We start from the raw sequence: 16,787 nt of genomic DNA, 5'->3' as shown, positions 1-16,787 counted from the left end.
AATAATAATTGTACTTAAACTATCTGGCAGTAGAGTTGTATTAAAAAGGCAACAATCATGATAAAGATAGGGGAACAAATCCATGAAAAAACTGAGTATCATATTGGGTGTGGTCATTCTAATCCTCATATTGGCAAATCTATCGCAAATAGTGGCTCATACAAAACTGTATTCATTCAACAATAATAAAAAAGTTACAAACGAAACAAAAGTCATAACTTTTGACGAAATATTTCAGACTTTGTATCAACAAATGAGATTGGCTCAGGAATTGCGTCACTCAATGAAATATTCATTGATAGGCGATGAAGTGCTAAAAGGTCTTGATGATGCTTCTGATTACGAAATGTTTTTAGGAGAGAATAATCAAATCAAATCTATAAAAGTTAAATTTCCAATAACTACGTATAAAGACGATGATATGATAATTAAATTTATATCAGGAAAAGGTGAAGTGTTAGGAATATTCGAGAACGGTCAATGGACAGGTTTTAATGGTTCATGGAATGATTTAATTGAAAAATATAATCCTCCTATCAATTAAAAATGAGAATTGTTCACGGGATGAATTGAATAAAACCTGAATAAAAACGCTCGGAGATTAAAATTTCTGAGCGTTTTTATTCAGTGCTAACTATAGTGTGATTTTATTGGTTCATTCGGATGCTATATCCATTGTGCTATAACTTTATACTCCAAACTGAACGCGTTACTTTTAACGTATGAAGCTTTTTGTTTTGCTGTAAAAGAGATCTTTCTAATCCATTCATAATATTTTTCTATTTTTCAAAAAAATAAAAGGAAAATATTACACTTTTATTGTAAAATAACATCAAGGGGGTGTAGGGATGGAAAAAGAAGAGTTTGAACAGTTGGAAAGGCGTATTCATTCCTTAGAGAGAGAATTATATTCTGTTAAGAGGCAGTTAATGAGTGTGAAAAGTGAGAGTGAGACAGGTGAAGATCATTCTCACGTTCAACAGAGAGAGGTTCTTAAGGCAAGTACTGTGTTTCCAATGAAAAACCAAACAGAATCGAGTGATTTCACTAAAGACAAAGAGACCTTTGACTTCTCTGTTGAATGGTGGCTGCCGAAAGTATTTTTGTTCGTATTATTAATTGGTAGTGTGTGGGGATTCATGGCTGCTTCTCAAAATGGGTGGATTACGCCGAGTTTAAGGGTTCTTACCGGTGCACTGATCAGTATCGTAATGTATGTTTTAGGGGAGCGATCCATTAAAGACCAACGTAAGCTAGGCGTGACTTTATTGTCAGGAAGTATTGTCCTTGGGGTTATTACTTTGTTTTCAGCTAATGTTCTTTACGGATACATTGGTGGAATCGGAACGAATCTTTTACTAATTCTCATTATTTCAGCGGGACTATGGTTATCTCATAAACACGGGTCCGAGCTTATTCTTTGCTTAATCGGTATAGGTGCATATTTGTTCCCATTTATTTTTGCAGGAGATGAACGAAATGAGTGGTTATTCTATGGCTATGAGTTAGTTCTGTTTTTCATTTTAATGACCTTCAGCACAATGAAACGTTATCGTTTTGCATGGAATATTCATTATTACTTACTGTATTTTTCTCTGTTTTTCTTCGCATCCTTTGGTGTAGGGGAGATTACCTTTACGGTCTTTATTCCATTTGCGATTCAACATGCCTACATCTTATTCTTAATTGTGTTAAATCGAGATGAACGTGTTAGTGCAGAGATGATTCCGGCTCTTGCTTCTGGAAGCTTTATTTTACTTAGTTTATTAAATACAATCTATACAGAAATTCCTCTTTATTATTATGGAATACTGGCTGGACTATATATCGGGATTTCTTATGTAGAGCCGAAGGAAAAGAAACAGACGAAGGATGTATTGCTGGTACTTGGATTCCTTCAATTGATTCTGTTTGTATTTGAGCTATTCGATTATGAGTGGACGTTTGTTTTGATTGCTGTTGAAGCCATGGCTTTACTTTGGTTGTCGGGGAGAAGAGAGAGCTACTTAGGGTTAGCAGGTTCTTATTTATTAATCATGTTTTCGTTCTTAGGGGTGTTGGTGGGAACATCAGAAGACTTCTTATCAAAGGAGCTGCCCATTTTTGCACTAGCCTTTGGCTACACCTATTTATTTACCTATTACAATAAAAGAGATTCTTCGTTCTTAAATGTTTCAATTGTCGCTATTAAAACAGTGTTAACAGGTTTAGTATTTTTCTTAGTCTTAAGGACAACAGACTTCATTGTGATTGGTTGGGATTACACACCGCGAACCACTGCGTTTACAGTAGCCATCGCAGCTTTTTCTATCGTGTACTTGATTGTTGGAGAAAGCAAAAAGGATGTCTTTTATCGATGGGTAGGAATCGGCTTTTTAGGGTTGGCTTTAGTAAAATTTTTCTTAGCCGATTTAGTCTTCCTAGACTTTACGATTCGAGCGATGATCCTGATTCCAATTGGTGTAATTGGACTAATTCTATCGAGAGTACTATACAAAAAGACATAAAACAAGTTGCAAAAGCATTCTGAAAAATTATATAATAACAATATAAATAATCGTTTTAATGAAAAGGAGGTGGAATTGAGATGAATCGTTCAGTAGGATTGCGTGGTAAGTTTTTAGACTTTATTCATATGTGCCGTGCAATTTTTCATGTATTTGCATTCAAAGGGACACGTATGCCCTTTTTTAGCAAATGAATATGAATACTTGAACGGTAAGAGGTCTCAATTCCAGTAACTTTTCTATAAGGAAATGGAAAGAGGGCGGATGCTCTCTTTTTTCATGCTCTTTTATAGCCAGAAGTGAGCCTTCGCTTACATCTGGCTATTTTTTATATTTGCGAGATCCTCTTACTCCTTATTTTGAACCGGTGAAAGGAAGAGGAAAATGATACTATGTAGTGCACAACAATTAAGTAAAATGTTTGGTGGTCATTTAATATTTGAAAACTTATCTTTTGAAATACCAGAAGGATCACGAATCGGCCTTGTCGGTCGAAATGGAACAGGGAAAACAACCATTTTTAAATTATTATCAGGTGTAGAGACTCCTGACCAAGGTCAGATCCATATGAAAAAAGGAGCAAAGATTGGTTATCTCGCTCAGATTCCTCAATATCCAGAAGGGACGAAAGGAATTGATGTATTACGCTCTGCATTCAAAGACTTGTTACGAACAGAGGAACGTTTGAAAGAATTAGAAGCACAAATGGGGAAGGAAGAAAACCCTGATCTTCTCAATGGGCTGCTGGAGGAGTACGGAAAATTGCAGGATCATTTTACCTTATCTGGAGGATATGAGATTGACTCGAATATCTCAAAAATTGTCAATGGATTAGAAGTCAATAATCTGTTAGAAATGGACTTCAATCAGTGTAGTGGCGGAGAACAAACGAAGCTTTGCTTAGGTCTAATACTTCTTCAAAATCCTGATTTATTACTACTTGATGAGCCGACGAATCATTTAGATATTGGAGCGGTTGAGTGGCTGGAAGAATTTTTAAAGGATTATGATGGCACCGTCGTATGCATTTCCCATGACCGCTATTTCCTTGATCATATCATCACGAAGGTGTTTGACCTGGAAGACGGAGAGCTAACCATATACCACACCAATTATTCTGGTTTTGTAAAAGAGAAGGAAGAACGCTTGATGATTGAATTCCAAGTGTATCAAGAGCAGCAGAAGAAAATAAAGAAAATGAAAGAAGCCATCAAAAGGCTGAGAGAGTGGGCAAACCAAGCCAATCCTCCCAATGAAGCCTTGCACAAACGAGCTCGCAATATGGAACGGGCATTAGAAAGAATGGAGAAAATTAAGCGCCCTATCTTAGATCGCAAGAAAATGGGGTTAGAATTTGAAGAAACTGATCGAAGTGGGAAAGTTGTCTTTTCCATGAAGGATGTTTCAAAAGCATTTGGAGAAAAATCTTTATTTAATGAAGCGAATATCCTTGTCCATTTCAAGGATCGAACGGCCATTGTTGGACAAAATGGAACAGGCAAATCCACCATCGTGAAAATGCTTTTAGAGCAACAATCCCCTGACAGTGGAGAGGTGAAAATCGGAAGCAATGTAAAGCTTGGTTATCTATCGCAACACTTTACTGTTGCTGACCCTAATGCCCGGTTAATTGACGCGTTCAGGGAAGAAGTTCCCGTAGCAGAAGGAGATGCCCGTCACATTCTAGCCAGGTTTCTCTTTTATGGTCCCAATGTGTTTAGAAAGGTTGGACAGCTAAGCGGAGGAGAAAAAATGAGGCTAAGATTAGCTCAGCTTATGCATCAGGATATTAACTTTTTAGTCCTGGATGAGCCAACCAATCATCTCGATATCGATTCCAGAGAAGTATTAGAGGATGCGTTAGAAGACTTTAAAGGAACCATATTAGCTGTTTCCCATGATCGCTATTTTTTAAATAAGCTGTTTAAGAAAACCTACTGGATTCATAGCAACAAGCTCTTTTCCTTTGAAGGACCATACAGCTGGGCAAAGGAAAAGCTTCATGAATTGTTACCGCAGGAAGAACCCGTTGTAGAGTTGAAGAAGACAGAGAAGACTGTGGAAAAGAAAGTTGAACCTAAGAATAAGCTTTTTTCAATGGGGCATTTAGAAAGAGAGCTTGAGGGATTAGAAGAAGAAATCTTGTTAATTGAGGAAAAATTATTAGTGCAGGAAGATATAAATACCCTCCAAGAGCTTTACACAGAAAAAGAAAGGATGGAAAAGGAACGAGATAAAAAATATGAACAGCTAGAGGAATTGTTATAATCAAAGCGATAAAAGCAGTGGGTTTCAATTTACCCACTGCTTTTATTATATTGTTAGGAAAAATATGTTAAAATTGACATAGTTATATAATGGCAGAATATTATGTCAAATTAATGGGAGATTTAGTATGTTCAACCTTAAAAAAATTTTCAATAAATGGGAACTGAATTACTCTACTCAAGAAGTAGGAGAATACTCTAACATAATCGGAAGACTACAGAATAAAGGAGTGAAGTATAAAACTAAAACGATTAGTTCTGGAGGAGGAGAAAGAGGAGGGTATGGATTTGCCTCCACTTATCAAGTATATGTGCCGAAAGAAGCTGTTCACATGGCTAATAAGGCTATACACCATTCCAAGCACTAATCAATTTAGAAAGTTTGAATTTAGATCCTGCTTACACAGATGTCTCTGTGGATTTGGCAGTGGAGTTTAAGGTTGAGTGAAGAGTTATATGGATAAATGTTTAAGAGGATCATAAAAAATAGTCAGTTCAAAGGGGAAGATTCTGTGCGTAGGTATGGTCTAATTTTATTAATAGTGTTAACTGGTATTATCCCAGGTTGTCAGCTTTCTGACACTCTTACTTTTAAAGGAGCGAGTGAGAACTGGCAAGCCAAAGTAGTTGTCCATAAAGCATCTGGTCAGGAAAGTGAAGATGTAATTATCACTTATACAGGAGATAAGCCAGAGAATGTAGGGATGATCGAATATCAAGTAGAAGCTCCAAGCTGGGGAAGTGGGAGAAGTGGAGTGGAATTAAATAAAGAAGGGGTATTCATGAACGAAGGGAAAAGTCTAAATGAAAGAAATACGCCAGAATATGTGGAATTACTAATGACAATTAATTGGGAAGACGGGTCTGAAACTCTTTCATTAAAAAGAGAAGAAGAGTAGAAACTTCTTGAACTGGCAGTCTACTAAATTAATTAGAAAAGGAGGATTTTAATGAATGTGGTTAGGATAGGACTTACTTTCTTAATCCCACTATCATTCTATTTTTAATTTTCTCCACCTGGATTGGATACATTGCTGAAACTATCAGAGAGTAATATAACTTTAAATGGTTAGCTATATTACTAATGTTAGTAGGGCATTTTCTTCAGTTTTATAAAAAGATGATGGGATACATTCTAGTAGGTATTGGTATTGGGTTGTGGTTTTTGTTTTAGTGGTTGAATTGATAGACAAAAATACTATTCTATGTAAAAGATAAGGTGATGAAAATGTACAAATCCTTAGATTACAAACCAAAAATGCGATCTGCATTTCGTGTGTTTCTAGGTACCTGTTATTATCGAACGAAGCGATATATTCAATGGCAGACATCGAAAGAAACGTTTGCTAAAGTAAAGGAAAAGGTTTTGCAGCGAAATGTTATTTTCACTCATAGGACGCCTTTATTTAGAAAATTAAAGGACGTGGATATGTGGTATCAGCAAAACAAAGTAATAAACTTGAAGATTGCAGTGAAGGAACTCGATGGGCTGACCATCAAGCCCGGGGAGACATTTTCCTATTGGAAGACCCTCGGTAACACAACGAAGAGAAAGGGGTATGTGGATGGGATGGTTCTGTACTACGGATCCTTTAAACCTGGTATCGGGGGAGGATTGTGTCAGCTGTCTAATCTGATTTACTGGATGACAATTCATACACCACTTACTGTAACTGAAAGGCATCGACATAGTTATGATGTATTCCCTGATTCGAATCGTCGCCAGCCCTTTGGTAGTGGGGCAACCTGTGCGTATAACTACTTAGATTTACAAATAAAGAATGAAACGGATTCAACCTACCAACTACATGTTTATCTAACGGATCAACAATTGGTGGGAGAGTGGAGAGCGAGCTCGCCTTCCCTTTATACATATGAAGTATATGAAAAGGAACACCGAATAAGCCATGAATTTTGGGGCGGGTATTTACGTCACAATCAAATTTATAGGAAAGTGTATAATCGGGAGCGTGTGGAAATAGACGATCAGTTTATTACAGAAAATCATGCTCTTATGATGTACGAGCCATTATTAGAGCAAAAGTCAGTCTAGAGAGGTGCTTGAAGGAAATGAATGTTAAAGACGTTGTCCTCATTGGTGGAGGATTGTCAGGAATAATGGCTGCTTCAATATTAAAAAGAAATGGTATAGAAAACTTTATCATACTAGAAAAAAGCAAAAGTGTAGGTGGAAGACTTGCTACAAGGAGAATAGGAGAAGGGAAGGCTGATCATGGAGCTCAATTCTTTACCGTACGCTCAAAAGAACTCCAAGATGAAGTGGAAAAATGGCTCCAGGCAGGCTGGATCAAAAAATGGTTTGGTCACCCATACCCACGCTACACCAGCACAGACGGCATGAACACCCTAACCAAAAAACTAGCCCAACACCTCCCAACCAAACTCAACTCACAGGTCTTGCACGTTAGGGAAAAGAGGGACGGACCTCTCGAAATTGAATTCCATGATGGAGATAGAATAAATGCAAAACACGTCATTATTACGCCCCCAGCACCACAAGCATTTGAGCTAATCGATTCAGAGTTTGACAAGAAGCAGCTTAATCAAATTTCGTTTGCCCCTTCGTTAGTTGGACTCTTTACTTTGGAAAAGGAAAGTGCGATTCCTTCCCCAGGTCATCTTGATGAACAACTTCCTGACGGGGTGGAAAGAATCGTGGATCATCAGAAAAAAGGCATTTCAAAAACTGTAACGATTAGTGTGTATATGACAGGAATATGGGCAGAAAAGCATTATGAAGAAAGTGATCAATCTATTCTAGAGAAGATAAAAGCCATTGTTGAGCAGTATACAGGCCCTAATAATTCTCTCGTCCATTGTCAATTGAAGCGTTGGAAATATGCAGAGGCTAAAGAGGTATTTCACTCTCCTTACATAGAACTGGGAGAGCGGGGGAAAATCATAGTTTGTGGAGATGCATTTTTAAGAGAGAATGATGAAGCAGGACGTACTCGATTTGAGAGTGCTTTTTTGTCAGGGATATCAGCAGGAGAGAGAATGGTGGATTGTTTAAAGGGGTGAGTGTTTGGCTCAACATCCTCTCATTTTTAACCAAATAACTTTCAAGGGTTGTTCAAAAGTACCAACGAAAATAGCCCTATAAGAGTGTTATACTAAAAGGTACAGTATGCGCTGAATAAGATTGCGAGGAAGCGATTATATTGACACCGATTTTAAGTGAGGCGAAAGCCTTTATTGAACAGTGCTATAAAGAATTAAATAAAAGTGAATCTGACATAGATTTTCGAATACAACAAATAGAGAAGGAACTACAGGCAGATGGCACTTATACACATACAACGGAAGAACTAGAGCATGGAGCAAAGATGGCATGGAGAAATAGTAATCGCTGCATAGGACGGCTTTTTTGGCATTCCTTACATGTATTTGACCAACGTCATGCATCAACAGCAGATGAAGTGTTCAACTCTTTAGAGCGGCATTTGGAGTTTGCAACTAATGGAGGGAGAATAAGGCCAACCATTACAATTTTTCGTCCATCTCAACCGAACCAGCCTGAAATTCGATTATGGAATCACCAACTTGTTAGGTATGCGGGTTATGAAGAGAGTGGGACATATATTGGAGATCCACATTCCGTTGAATTTACAAAAAAATGCTTAGACCTTGGTTGGAACGGATCAAAAACAAATTTTGATGTGCTTCCAATGGTCGTTCAAATTGGGGATCAAAAGCCTCATTGGAAAGAAATTAAGAAAGATTTAGCGTTGGAGGTGCCACTTCGCCATCCGGAGTTTTCTTGGTTTGAGGACCTCGGTTTAAGATGGTATGGGGTTCCTATTATTTCTGATATGGAATTAAAGATTGGTGGAATTTCGTACAAAGCTGCCCCATTCAATGGATGGTACATGGAAACAGAAATAGGCGCGCGAAATCTTGCGGATGAACAACGATACAATCTCCTTCCAAAAGTCGCAAGCTGTATGAAATTAGATACTTCTAGAGCAGCTACTTTGTGGAAGGATAAAGCGCTGATTGAATTAAATATTGCTGTATTACATTCCTTTAAAGAGGATCGAGTAAACATCGTAGACCATCATACAGCAGCCCAGCAATTTCGATTGTTCGAAGAAAATGAAAAGAATGCTGACCGTTCTGTAACAGGAGATTGGACGTGGCTTATTCCACCAGTTTCTCCTGCAACGACGCATGTTTTTCATAAAGATTACGATAATACCTGGAATCAAACGAATTATTTTTATCAAGAAAAACCATATTAAAAAAGCTGTTTTCTGTGTTTTTGCAGAAAACAGCTTTTTTTAATAAGTAAAAGGAGGGCGTTTCGATACTTCATAATACTGAAACCAAAACCGGAATTCATCAAACAAAATGGAATGATCTAGAGTGAAGTTTTCAAAAAAATCTTCTAATAGTTCGGTGTCAACATGATCGAGGATACCAGTTACATATATAGGGGTTTTAAAACGTCTGTATAAATCTTCATGTCCATAAAAGCTGAATAAGTCTTCCAGTTGTTGTTCGTTCATTTCATGCACCTGCCTTCATGAATAGCATTTCTTATCTTGTTAGAAATTATCCAAATAAAGGCTCTCCAAATGAACATGAAAATAAAACAACAGCACCAATGAAAATTGTGCCGTTGTTTTATGATTTTAATTTAGTATAAACAACTAAACGTTTGCTGTAATTCTCCGCCGCGCGGTCGTAGTCGCCTGTACAAGTAATTAAATTTAAAGTGCTTGCGTGAGAGTATCCAAAGATGGATCTTAGGGGAGCTTCGTCCCAAGGGAATTCTTTTTTATCAGTAACAACAAAGGTTCTTTTTTCTCCGTCTTTACTCGTCACGATGACTTCGTCTCCAGCTTTAAGTTTTTTTATATCATAAAAAATGGCTGGACCTTCTTTACTGTCTACATGACCTCCGATGACAGCATTTCCAGGTTCACCTGGTTTGTAGCCTTTGTCAAACCAAAAGGTTTCTTCAAAGCTTTTGGTTACATCCATCTCACCATTTTCCTTTAGGCCGACTCCTACTGATGGAGCTTTCACATTAATGGCCGGTATTTCAATGGATGCAGGGACAATACCTGTACGTTCATCTTTGACAATGGTATTTGCAAATTCTGATGATTTTGTTGTCGTACTGGCCATTTGTCTCTCTGTTTTTTCTTCCTTCTGTTCTGTTGCCTTTTCTTTAGGCTCATCCGCTGTATTATTCATATTTATTCCGGCACTGCATGCAGAAATAGTCATTAGTACAAGCACAAGGAATGCTGCTCTCATAGAATACAACATGTGAAGCCACTCCTTTCATCTTCACATTGTGGGACGGACCTTATAGGTCCGTCCCTCTTGTTAGGATTATTGTTTGTTTGAAGCGTATTTTTTCATTCCAAGTGTTGTTCCACCAGCGATGACCATTAGTGCTGCCAGTAGAAATTCAATTGGGAATTGGTTTTGGTCAGCTGTTCCACCCATACCAGTGTTCGGCATATCTGAAGGCATTGTAGCTTTGAATTTGTCAGGGAATTGATCAGTGAATGCTGCTGATAATCCTTTTGCCGGATTTAGCATATGCTCATAAGCCATTCGGATTTCATCCCAAGCTTTTTCATAGTCTCCAGCTGCATAGCTATCGAATGCTCCAGTAAGTTGAATTACGTGCATTTGTAGTCCTTCTGCAAGAGCATCAGATTTTAAGCGGCCGTCCGTTGCCGTTTCAAGGAAATTTGAGAATTCAGCACGGTAACCATCAAGATTCTGAAGAGCTTCTTCTTTCGCGGCTTCATCTTCAGCTCCAGTAGCTTTTACATAGTCTACAAAGAATCCAATATGCTTACTCCACATATCTTGAAATTGCATACCAGCTTCTTCACCGTATACAGAGGTAATCGCTGCTGCAAGATCTTCAGTATTAGTGTTTAAAGCATTAACAGATGCGTCAAAGTCTTCTGATCCATCAATACCATTTTGCATTGCCATTGTGGCTAAAGCGGCATGCTCAGTTAGTAAGTGGTTCAATGTTGAACGTAAATCAGTTGCTGGCGTTACAGCCATTGTATTTTCAAATTTGTCAGGATATTGGTCAGTGATGGCACTGGATAATCCTTTTGATACCATACTCATATGATGGATAGCTTGACGTTCGTATTCGTAAGCCTTTTCATAATCTCCAGCTACATAGCTGTCAAAAGCACCAATTAGTTGGTTAATATGCATTTGTAAACCTTCTGCTAAACTATCTGATTCTAAACGTTCTCCAGTCGCTGATTCAAGGAATTTAGAAAACTCTGATTTATAGCCTGCTAGGTTTGCTAATGCTTTATCTTTTGCTTCCTGGTCATCTGCTCCAGTAGCTTTTACATAATCGACGAAGAATCCAATATGATTCGTCCAGATTTTATTAAATTGATTACCAGCTTCTTCACCATATACAGAAGCGATGGCTCCTTTAAGGTCAGCGGCGTTATCATTTAGTGCTCCAGCGGCTGCATCGAAATCTTCAGCACCTTCAGCTCCTCTTCTCATTGCTTCGACTGCTAAGTATGCGTGCTCTGTAAGTAAATGATCTAAAGAAGTTCTTAATTCTCCTGCTGGCGTATCTACTTTTGCATCGTGACTGTGATCTTCCCCGTTGTGTGCAGATACAGAACCTACTGTTGGAATCATAAGAGTCATACTTAATGGGATGGCAAGATAACCTTTTTTCATTTTCATAATCAAATCTCTCCTTTAGTTTTTTTATATTTTCGTAAAGCTAACGACAGAAGTTAAACGATGGATCACTATTTTTCGAAAAATATTTTAAAAGATTTATTAAGTAGGTTGAAAGTGGTTAGATATGTAATCTCTTTTACTTGTGTATCCTTTAATTATAGGTAAAAAAATAGAGTGTTTAATATTTGTTATATATTTGTATAACTACTGTCTTATGTTTAGGTGTATTCCCTGGGTATTTTAGACCTAAACAATAAGTAGAACATTCGAATCAAAACAGAAAGTGAATAAATGAAAAAAACCCAGCAGCCAATAGGCTCCTGAGCTTTTAAAAGTTTTGTATTTATTTTCGGGAAACGAAATAATCGGATGTTTTTACAATTCAGAGGCCAGCACAATACTTCCTTTTGGAGTTTGACTATTGGCATCTGGTTCCAGGGTAATGGCAACAGTGTCCCAATCTTTTTCAGTCAGATTTTCACTAATACTATATACGACTGAACCTTTTCCATCTTTAGTAGAGATAAATGTACCTGCACGTTCAGGTTTATCATCTTTAATCAACCATACTTGGTAAACTTCATTGTTTGATAATGACTTTAATTGAGAAGCCTGAATTACCATGCTCGTTTGCTCACCGTGTTGGATTAAGCTTGCTGTCCCTGTAGCTTCACCTTCAACAGCTGCAAGATTTACTGATTTGAGTACCTTATCAATAGTAGCTTGCTCTGTTGTTGGAGGCTTAACCTCGTTGTTGATTTCATTATATAAATAAATATTTCCTATGAGAGACAACGCGAAGATAGCAGCTACGGAAGGGAATATCCACTTCATTCGTTTTTGTCTGCTTGACCTAGGCTCTCGTTGTATATCTATGTGAGTAGGATTCTCTTCTTTGAAAATGTGAGAAAAAACTCGTTCTTCCAAGCCTTTCGGAGGTTCGATAGGATTCGTAGCATAAGGCAAATAGTCTGCTAGCTGTTGATATTCTATCAACTCTTCCTGGCAAGAGGAACAAGTAGCCAAATGCTTTTCGAATGCTGCTTTCTCAACCTGTGATAAATGTCCATTGAAATAATCCAGCAGCTGATCACATTGGTGTTGAGTCATTCGAAAATACCTCCTTTCCCTTTAAGGCAAGTGTGTAAATGTTTTAAAGCCAAACGAATTCGCCCTTTAACAGTTCCAAGTGGAAGATCAGAATGATCAGCAATGGACTGCTGAGTTAACCCTTTAAAATAGAACAGCTCAACAATTTTCTGTTGATCGCCTTTTAAAAGGCTGATACAGTCTCTGATTGCTGAACCTTTTTCCTTCCATTCTAATAAGTCTGAAGGCGTTTCATGACTAATCTGAAGTGAATCTTTTTCAATATACTCAACAGATTCATGCTTCTTTCTTTTTCTAAGAGCATCTAAACAAGAATTTCGTGTCATGGTTAATAACCAGGAAGAGAATTTTCCTTTGGTGCTATCATAAGGAGAATGTTTTTTCCATAGCTTTAAAAACACTTCCTGAATGACTTCCTCAGCAATTTCTCGATCTTGTGTCATTTTATAAGAAAAAGAATAAATGAGTTTCTCATACTTCTGATATAAACTTCGTAACGCAGATGAATCTTTTTGATTTAATATCTTTTGATATAAATCAATATCCTTAAGTTCTTCGGACATAGTATGCTCCTTAAGTTTGACATGAATAGTTTAAGGATACTAGAAAATCCAAGGTATCTCAATTTCTAAGAAGCTAACGTATGAAAGAGGAATTTGGATCACTTTGGTTTAAAGAGAATTGAAGAGGGGTAATATATCTGATTGCGAAAAAATATTGTGTGTTGAGTATGGGGGTAGAATAGGGTGGAAAGGGAGAAATTTAACATTGAGGTTATTGTTATATTAGAGGAGAAAGTAGTTGTTGATTTACGCTGCTGGAGTTTTGCACCTGCAGCATAAATCAGCTTTAAACAACAATCATTGCGAAAGAGCAAAAAAACGCCGTTCAGAATAAATCTGAACGGCATGTTCATTATTTTACTTTTTGTAACTTATGAATTACGGTTAATGAGCGTCCTGTCCCAATTGCAACCGATTCAAGAGGATTCGGTGCTAGATGAACTGGTACAACAATTTCTTCACTTAACCAGTCTTGAAGTCCATTCAACAATGCGCCTCCACCAGTAAGAATGACACCTCGGTCGACAATGTCTCCACTCAATTCAGGTGGACAATTCTCTAATGTGGCACGAATGGTTTCCAAGATATGAAGAAGGGACTCCTTTAAAGCGTCTTGAATTTCAGTTGAAGATAAAACAATCGTCTTTGGTAACCCCGTTACTAAGTCCCGACCGCGAATTTCCATTGATCTTTCTTCATGATCAATCAGGGCTTGTCCAACTTCAATCTTTACATTTTCTGCTGTTCTTTCACCAATAAGAAGGTTGTAACGCTTTCTAACATGGTGAACAATGTCCTCATCCATTTGATCTCCACCGATGCGAATGGTGTTACAAGAAACGACTCCACCATATGAAATGATGGCTACTTCAGTAGTACCTCCACCAATATCAACAATTACATTAGCAACAGGTTCATCAACTGGTAAGTCTGCTCCAATAGCAGCAGCGACAGGCTCTTCAATAAGAGTAACAGATTTCGCTCCGCTGCCTCTTACAGCATCTTGAATGGCTCTGCGCTCAACACTTGTTGCACCAGAAGGAGTACATACGACTACATTTGGCTTTCGGATAGAGAAGCCTAGTTTCTTACTCGCTTTTTTCATCACTTGTTTTAACATTTCAGTCGTTACATCAAAGTCTGCAATGACTCCGTCTTTAAGAGGGCGAACAGCCACAATTTTTCCTGGTGTTTTACCAATCATGCTCTTCGCTTCCGTTCCGACAGCTAATACATTTTTAGTTTCTGTGTCGATAGCAACAACAGAAGGTTCATTTAAAATTATTCCTTTATTCTTACTATACACAAGTATATTTGCAGTTCCTAAATCGATCCCAATTTCAGAGTTTGATAACATCAGTATTCCTCCAACTATAAGAATTCTACACAGTATAACCTTCTATACAGTATAGGAGATTTTAGAGGGTAATGAATGTGGAGAAATTTACCACCGACAAAATATTACAAAGTGTGACAGATTACAGGCTTTCATTTTTGAGAAAAAGAGTGATTATATAGCTGTTTTTGATACCCATATACGTATATTGGTCTGTTGAAAGAATATTTCTTCGTTAAAAAGATTTAAACGTTCTGTAACAAAAACGGAGGATAAATAGACTAGTAGGAAGGTGGTGGGGATATTAAAGGGGATAACCAAATGGTTCTTGGATGATATGTTTTGAGTGGATTCTGAGTGTAAATGCTGGTAATTCTAATAGATTTAGGGATATTAGGTGAAAAACGAGGTTTTCTCGGAAGAAATCAATCCACATTCGGCTAAAATCGATCCACAATCTGGTAGAAACGATCCGGAGATTAGAGAAATCAAGCCGGTGCAGAATAAAAACAATCCGTTTTACACTTTACCCCAATTGGAGTGCAGGTGCCATCACAAATTAACCTACAATAAAAACGCTCAGATAAGAAATCCGAGCGTTTCTAAATCCTACTATTAAAGTGTAAAGCGTTCCAGCTGTTTTTTCATTTCAATGGTCATCGTGTTTAGATGCTGTACCTGCTCTTTCATTTGATCGAAGTATCGAAGCTGCTCCTCAGTAGAGGACGAAATTTCTTCCGTACCAGCGGCTGTTTCTTCAGTGATGGCTGATATGTTTTCAACGGCTTCAATGACTTGAGTGGTTCTCTCATTTGAAGATTGCATCGCATTTTCCAGCTTTGTCAGTTTTTCATAAATGGAGGAAACATTGCCTGATATGTCTTCAAATGCATTCTCGGTAACGAGCATAGAGTCTACTTGTTGATTGGAAAGGGAGTTTCCTTGCTCTGAAGCCTCCATAATCGAATGAATACCTTGCTTAATGTTTGCCACCATATTTCCTATACGCTGCGTAGCAACAGAAGAATCTTCAGCTAGTTTACGAACTTCTTCTGCTACAACAGCAAATCCTTTTCCAGCTTCTCCGGCTCTTGCGGCTTCAATAGCTGCATTAAGGGCAAGGAGATTGGTTTGATCCGCAATTTCTTTAACGGAGTGAGATGCATGTTCAATTTCACCAGCATACTGGGCAAAGGATTCGATGGACTGTTTAATAGATGAAGATGATGTTGCAATCATTTCAGCGAATTCCTTCTGTTTATCTAAAGAAGAGCGACCATGCTGGACGGATTGAAGGGCAATCTTACTGTTGGCAGCTGATTCTTGACCTTGCTTTACGTTTTCAGCAAAGTCATCTGCCATTACAGACATCAGAGCAGCTGTTTCTTGAACATCCTCTGAGATAGACTGACTGCCTCTCGCTAATTCTTCAGTGGAGGTAGCTACTTGGTGACTTCCTTCAGCAAGACTGTTCATTTGGTCTTGTACATCATGAGTGAATTTCTCAACACTGATTCCAATTGTATGAACAGATTGAACAGTATTCCGAAGGTTATTCACCATATGAGTAAATGCTTTTTCTAATTTTATTACCTCGAATTTACTATCTTTTTGATTCGTATTTTTCAATGTAATGGTTAAGTCTCCATCTGCAATTTTTTCTGCATTTAGAACCATAGCATTTAAGGGACGTACGATTCGCTGAGTAAGAATCGTTGAAGCTCCAAGTGAAAGGAGAACCGTCAGTAAAAACCCAATGATCGAAGCCCAAACAATGAAAGAGATTTTTTGTTTGTTTTCTTTTAATAATGACTGGTACCAATCATTCGTTTGTTTGGTCAATAAGTACATATCATTTAAGACACCTGATATACGAATGGATTGACGCTTGATCTCTGCTTTATTACTTGCTTTAAGGGCATCTTCTGAAATAGTTCTTAAATCTTTGAACTTTTTTTCAATAGTGTTTAGTGTGTTTTGTTGCTCTTTTACCGAAAGAAGAGCGGTTAATTCGTTAATTTGAGAAGAGGAGTCATTTAATAAATTCTCAACAGCTAGTTTATTTTCTTCTGTTGAATTCACAGAGTAATTAGATAGAGCCTGTTTCGTAACGATAAGATCTCCTCTTAATTGCTCAGTTTCTAGTAAAACCTGTACATCATCCTTAGCCGAGCTTTGTATCGATATCAATTGAGACACGATATACCCAATAATGAAGGTAGAAAGGATGAGGGGGATAAGCCCTAAAATCAATAATCTGTTTTTTAGCCTCATATATGTTACT

16 protein-coding genes are annotated in these 16,787 nt (G+C 37.6%); 9 read left to right on the top strand and 7 right to left on the bottom strand.

Going from position 1 to position 16,787, the window contains the following annotated elements; all coding sequences use genetic code 11:
- The first annotated feature begins 82 nt into the window (after nt 1-82).
- The 9 genes from IQI_RS19005 (at nt 83) to IQI_RS18970 (ending at nt 9,036) form a co-directional block, all read left to right on the top strand.
- Nucleotides 83-544, top strand: a complete 462-nt coding sequence (locus IQI_RS19005) for a hypothetical protein (RefSeq protein ID WP_064094240.1) — start codon at nt 83-85, stop codon at nt 542-544.
- Nucleotides 545-848: 304 nt separating this feature from the next.
- Nucleotides 849-2,507 carry a DUF2339 domain-containing protein gene (locus tag IQI_RS19000; RefSeq protein WP_064094239.1) on the top strand — a complete coding sequence of 553 codons (1,659 nt, stop codon included), beginning with the start codon at nt 849-851 and terminating at the stop codon, nt 2,505-2,507.
- 80 nt (nt 2,508-2,587) lie between these two features.
- Nucleotides 2,588-2,701 carry an RAxF-45 family protein gene (locus IQI_RS21275; RefSeq protein WP_328585754.1) on the top strand — a complete coding sequence of 38 codons (114 nt, stop codon included), beginning with the start codon at nt 2,588-2,590 and terminating at the stop codon, nt 2,699-2,701.
- Between the two features lie 190 nt (nt 2,702-2,891).
- Nucleotides 2,892-4,775, top strand: coding sequence for a ribosomal protection-like ABC-F family protein (gene abc-f, locus IQI_RS18995; RefSeq protein WP_064094238.1), 1,884 nt, complete (start codon nt 2,892-2,894; stop codon nt 4,773-4,775).
- A gap of 127 nt (nt 4,776-4,902) precedes the next feature.
- Nucleotides 4,903-5,142, top strand: coding sequence for a hypothetical protein (locus IQI_RS18990; RefSeq protein WP_064094237.1), 240 nt, complete (start codon nt 4,903-4,905; stop codon nt 5,140-5,142).
- Nucleotides 5,143-5,286: 144 nt separating this feature from the next.
- Nucleotides 5,287-5,673, top strand: coding sequence for a hypothetical protein (locus tag IQI_RS18985; protein WP_064094236.1), 387 nt, complete (start codon nt 5,287-5,289; stop codon nt 5,671-5,673).
- A gap of 329 nt (nt 5,674-6,002) precedes the next feature.
- A complete protein-coding gene (locus IQI_RS18980; RefSeq protein WP_156509955.1) occupies nt 6,003-6,827 on the top strand; it encodes a VanW family protein in 825 nt (274 codons plus the stop codon).
- Nucleotides 6,828-6,844: 17 nt separating this feature from the next.
- Complete coding sequence (locus IQI_RS18975; RefSeq protein WP_064094234.1) at nt 6,845-7,816, top strand: NAD(P)/FAD-dependent oxidoreductase; 972 nt, start codon at nt 6,845-6,847, stop codon at nt 7,814-7,816.
- Between the two features lie 140 nt (nt 7,817-7,956).
- A complete protein-coding gene (locus IQI_RS18970; protein WP_064094233.1) occupies nt 7,957-9,036 on the top strand; it encodes a nitric oxide synthase oxygenase in 1,080 nt (359 codons plus the stop codon).
- Between the two features lie 39 nt (nt 9,037-9,075).
- Here IQI_RS18970 and IQI_RS18965 read toward each other — a convergent pair whose 3' ends face one another.
- The 7 genes from IQI_RS18965 to IQI_RS18935 form a co-directional block, all read right to left on the bottom strand.
- Nucleotides 9,076-9,303 (bottom strand): hypothetical protein, encoded by a 228-nt coding sequence (locus IQI_RS18965; protein ID WP_064094232.1) that lies wholly within the window; start codon nt 9,301-9,303, stop codon nt 9,076-9,078.
- A 118-nt stretch (nt 9,304-9,421) separates the two neighbouring features.
- Nucleotides 9,422-10,072, bottom strand: coding sequence for a class F sortase (locus IQI_RS18960; protein ID WP_231893466.1), 651 nt, complete (start codon nt 10,070-10,072; stop codon nt 9,422-9,424).
- A gap of 66 nt (nt 10,073-10,138) precedes the next feature.
- Nucleotides 10,139-11,494 (bottom strand): hypothetical protein, encoded by a 1,356-nt coding sequence (locus tag IQI_RS18955; protein ID WP_064094231.1) that lies wholly within the window; start codon nt 11,492-11,494, stop codon nt 10,139-10,141.
- Between the two features lie 375 nt (nt 11,495-11,869).
- Complete coding sequence (locus IQI_RS18950) at nt 11,870-12,604, bottom strand: anti-sigma factor (RefSeq protein WP_064094230.1); 735 nt, start codon at nt 12,602-12,604, stop codon at nt 11,870-11,872.
- Complete coding sequence (locus IQI_RS18945; protein WP_064094229.1) at nt 12,601-13,167, bottom strand: RNA polymerase sigma factor; 567 nt, start codon at nt 13,165-13,167, stop codon at nt 12,601-12,603. The genes IQI_RS18950 and IQI_RS18945 overlap by 4 nt, the downstream gene beginning before the upstream one ends.
- A gap of 352 nt (nt 13,168-13,519) precedes the next feature.
- Complete coding sequence (mreBH, locus tag IQI_RS18940; RefSeq protein ID WP_064094228.1) at nt 13,520-14,524, bottom strand: rod-share determining protein MreBH; 1,005 nt, start codon at nt 14,522-14,524, stop codon at nt 13,520-13,522.
- A 594-nt stretch (nt 14,525-15,118) separates the two neighbouring features.
- Nucleotides 15,119-16,777 (bottom strand): methyl-accepting chemotaxis protein, encoded by a 1,659-nt coding sequence (locus IQI_RS18935; RefSeq protein ID WP_064094227.1) that lies wholly within the window; start codon nt 16,775-16,777, stop codon nt 15,119-15,121.
- Nucleotides 16,778-16,787 lie beyond the last annotated feature (10 nt).

This window comes from Rossellomorea aquimaris TF-12 (assembly GCF_001648555.1).
Classification (GTDB): Bacteria; Bacillota; Bacilli; order Bacillales; family Bacillaceae_B; genus Rossellomorea; species Rossellomorea aquimaris.
Note: the sequence above shows the minus strand (reverse complement) of the source record. Positions and strands in the feature narration are given on the sequence as shown.

What these genes read in the sequence shown, in the direction of transcription:
- IQI_RS18980 (WP_156509955.1), top strand. Translation starts at nt 6,003, where the DNA reads ATGTACAAATCCTTAGATTACAAACCAAAAATGCGATCTGCATTTCGT.
- IQI_RS19005 (WP_064094240.1), top strand. Translation starts at nt 83, where the DNA reads ATGAAAAAACTGAGTATCATATTGGGTGTGGTCATTCTAATCCTCATA.
- IQI_RS18960 (WP_231893466.1), bottom strand. Translation starts at nt 10,072, where the DNA reads ATGTTGTATTCTATGAGAGCAGCATTCCTTGTGCTTGTACTAATGACT.
- abc-f (WP_064094238.1), top strand. Translation starts at nt 2,892, where the DNA reads ATGATACTATGTAGTGCACAACAATTAAGTAAAATGTTTGGTGGTCAT.
- IQI_RS18975 (WP_064094234.1), top strand. Translation starts at nt 6,845, where the DNA reads ATGAATGTTAAAGACGTTGTCCTCATTGGTGGAGGATTGTCAGGAATA.
- IQI_RS21275 (WP_328585754.1), top strand. Translation starts at nt 2,588, where the DNA reads ATGAATCGTTCAGTAGGATTGCGTGGTAAGTTTTTAGACTTTATTCAT.
- IQI_RS18945 (WP_064094229.1), bottom strand. Translation starts at nt 13,167, where the DNA reads ATGTCCGAAGAACTTAAGGATATTGATTTATATCAAAAGATATTAAAT.
- mreBH (WP_064094228.1), bottom strand. Translation starts at nt 14,524, where the DNA reads ATGTTATCAAACTCTGAAATTGGGATCGATTTAGGAACTGCAAATATA.
- IQI_RS18935 (WP_064094227.1), bottom strand. Translation starts at nt 16,777, where the DNA reads ATGAGGCTAAAAAACAGATTATTGATTTTAGGGCTTATCCCCCTCATC.
- IQI_RS18950 (WP_064094230.1), bottom strand. Translation starts at nt 12,604, where the DNA reads ATGACTCAACACCAATGTGATCAGCTGCTGGATTATTTCAATGGACAT.
- IQI_RS18965 (WP_064094232.1), bottom strand. Translation starts at nt 9,303, where the DNA reads ATGAACGAACAACAACTGGAAGACTTATTCAGCTTTTATGGACATGAA.
- IQI_RS19000 (WP_064094239.1), top strand. Translation starts at nt 849, where the DNA reads ATGGAAAAAGAAGAGTTTGAACAGTTGGAAAGGCGTATTCATTCCTTA.
- IQI_RS18990 (WP_064094237.1), top strand. Translation starts at nt 4,903, where the DNA reads ATGTTCAACCTTAAAAAAATTTTCAATAAATGGGAACTGAATTACTCT.
- IQI_RS18955 (WP_064094231.1), bottom strand. Translation starts at nt 11,494, where the DNA reads ATGAAAATGAAAAAAGGTTATCTTGCCATCCCATTAAGTATGACTCTT.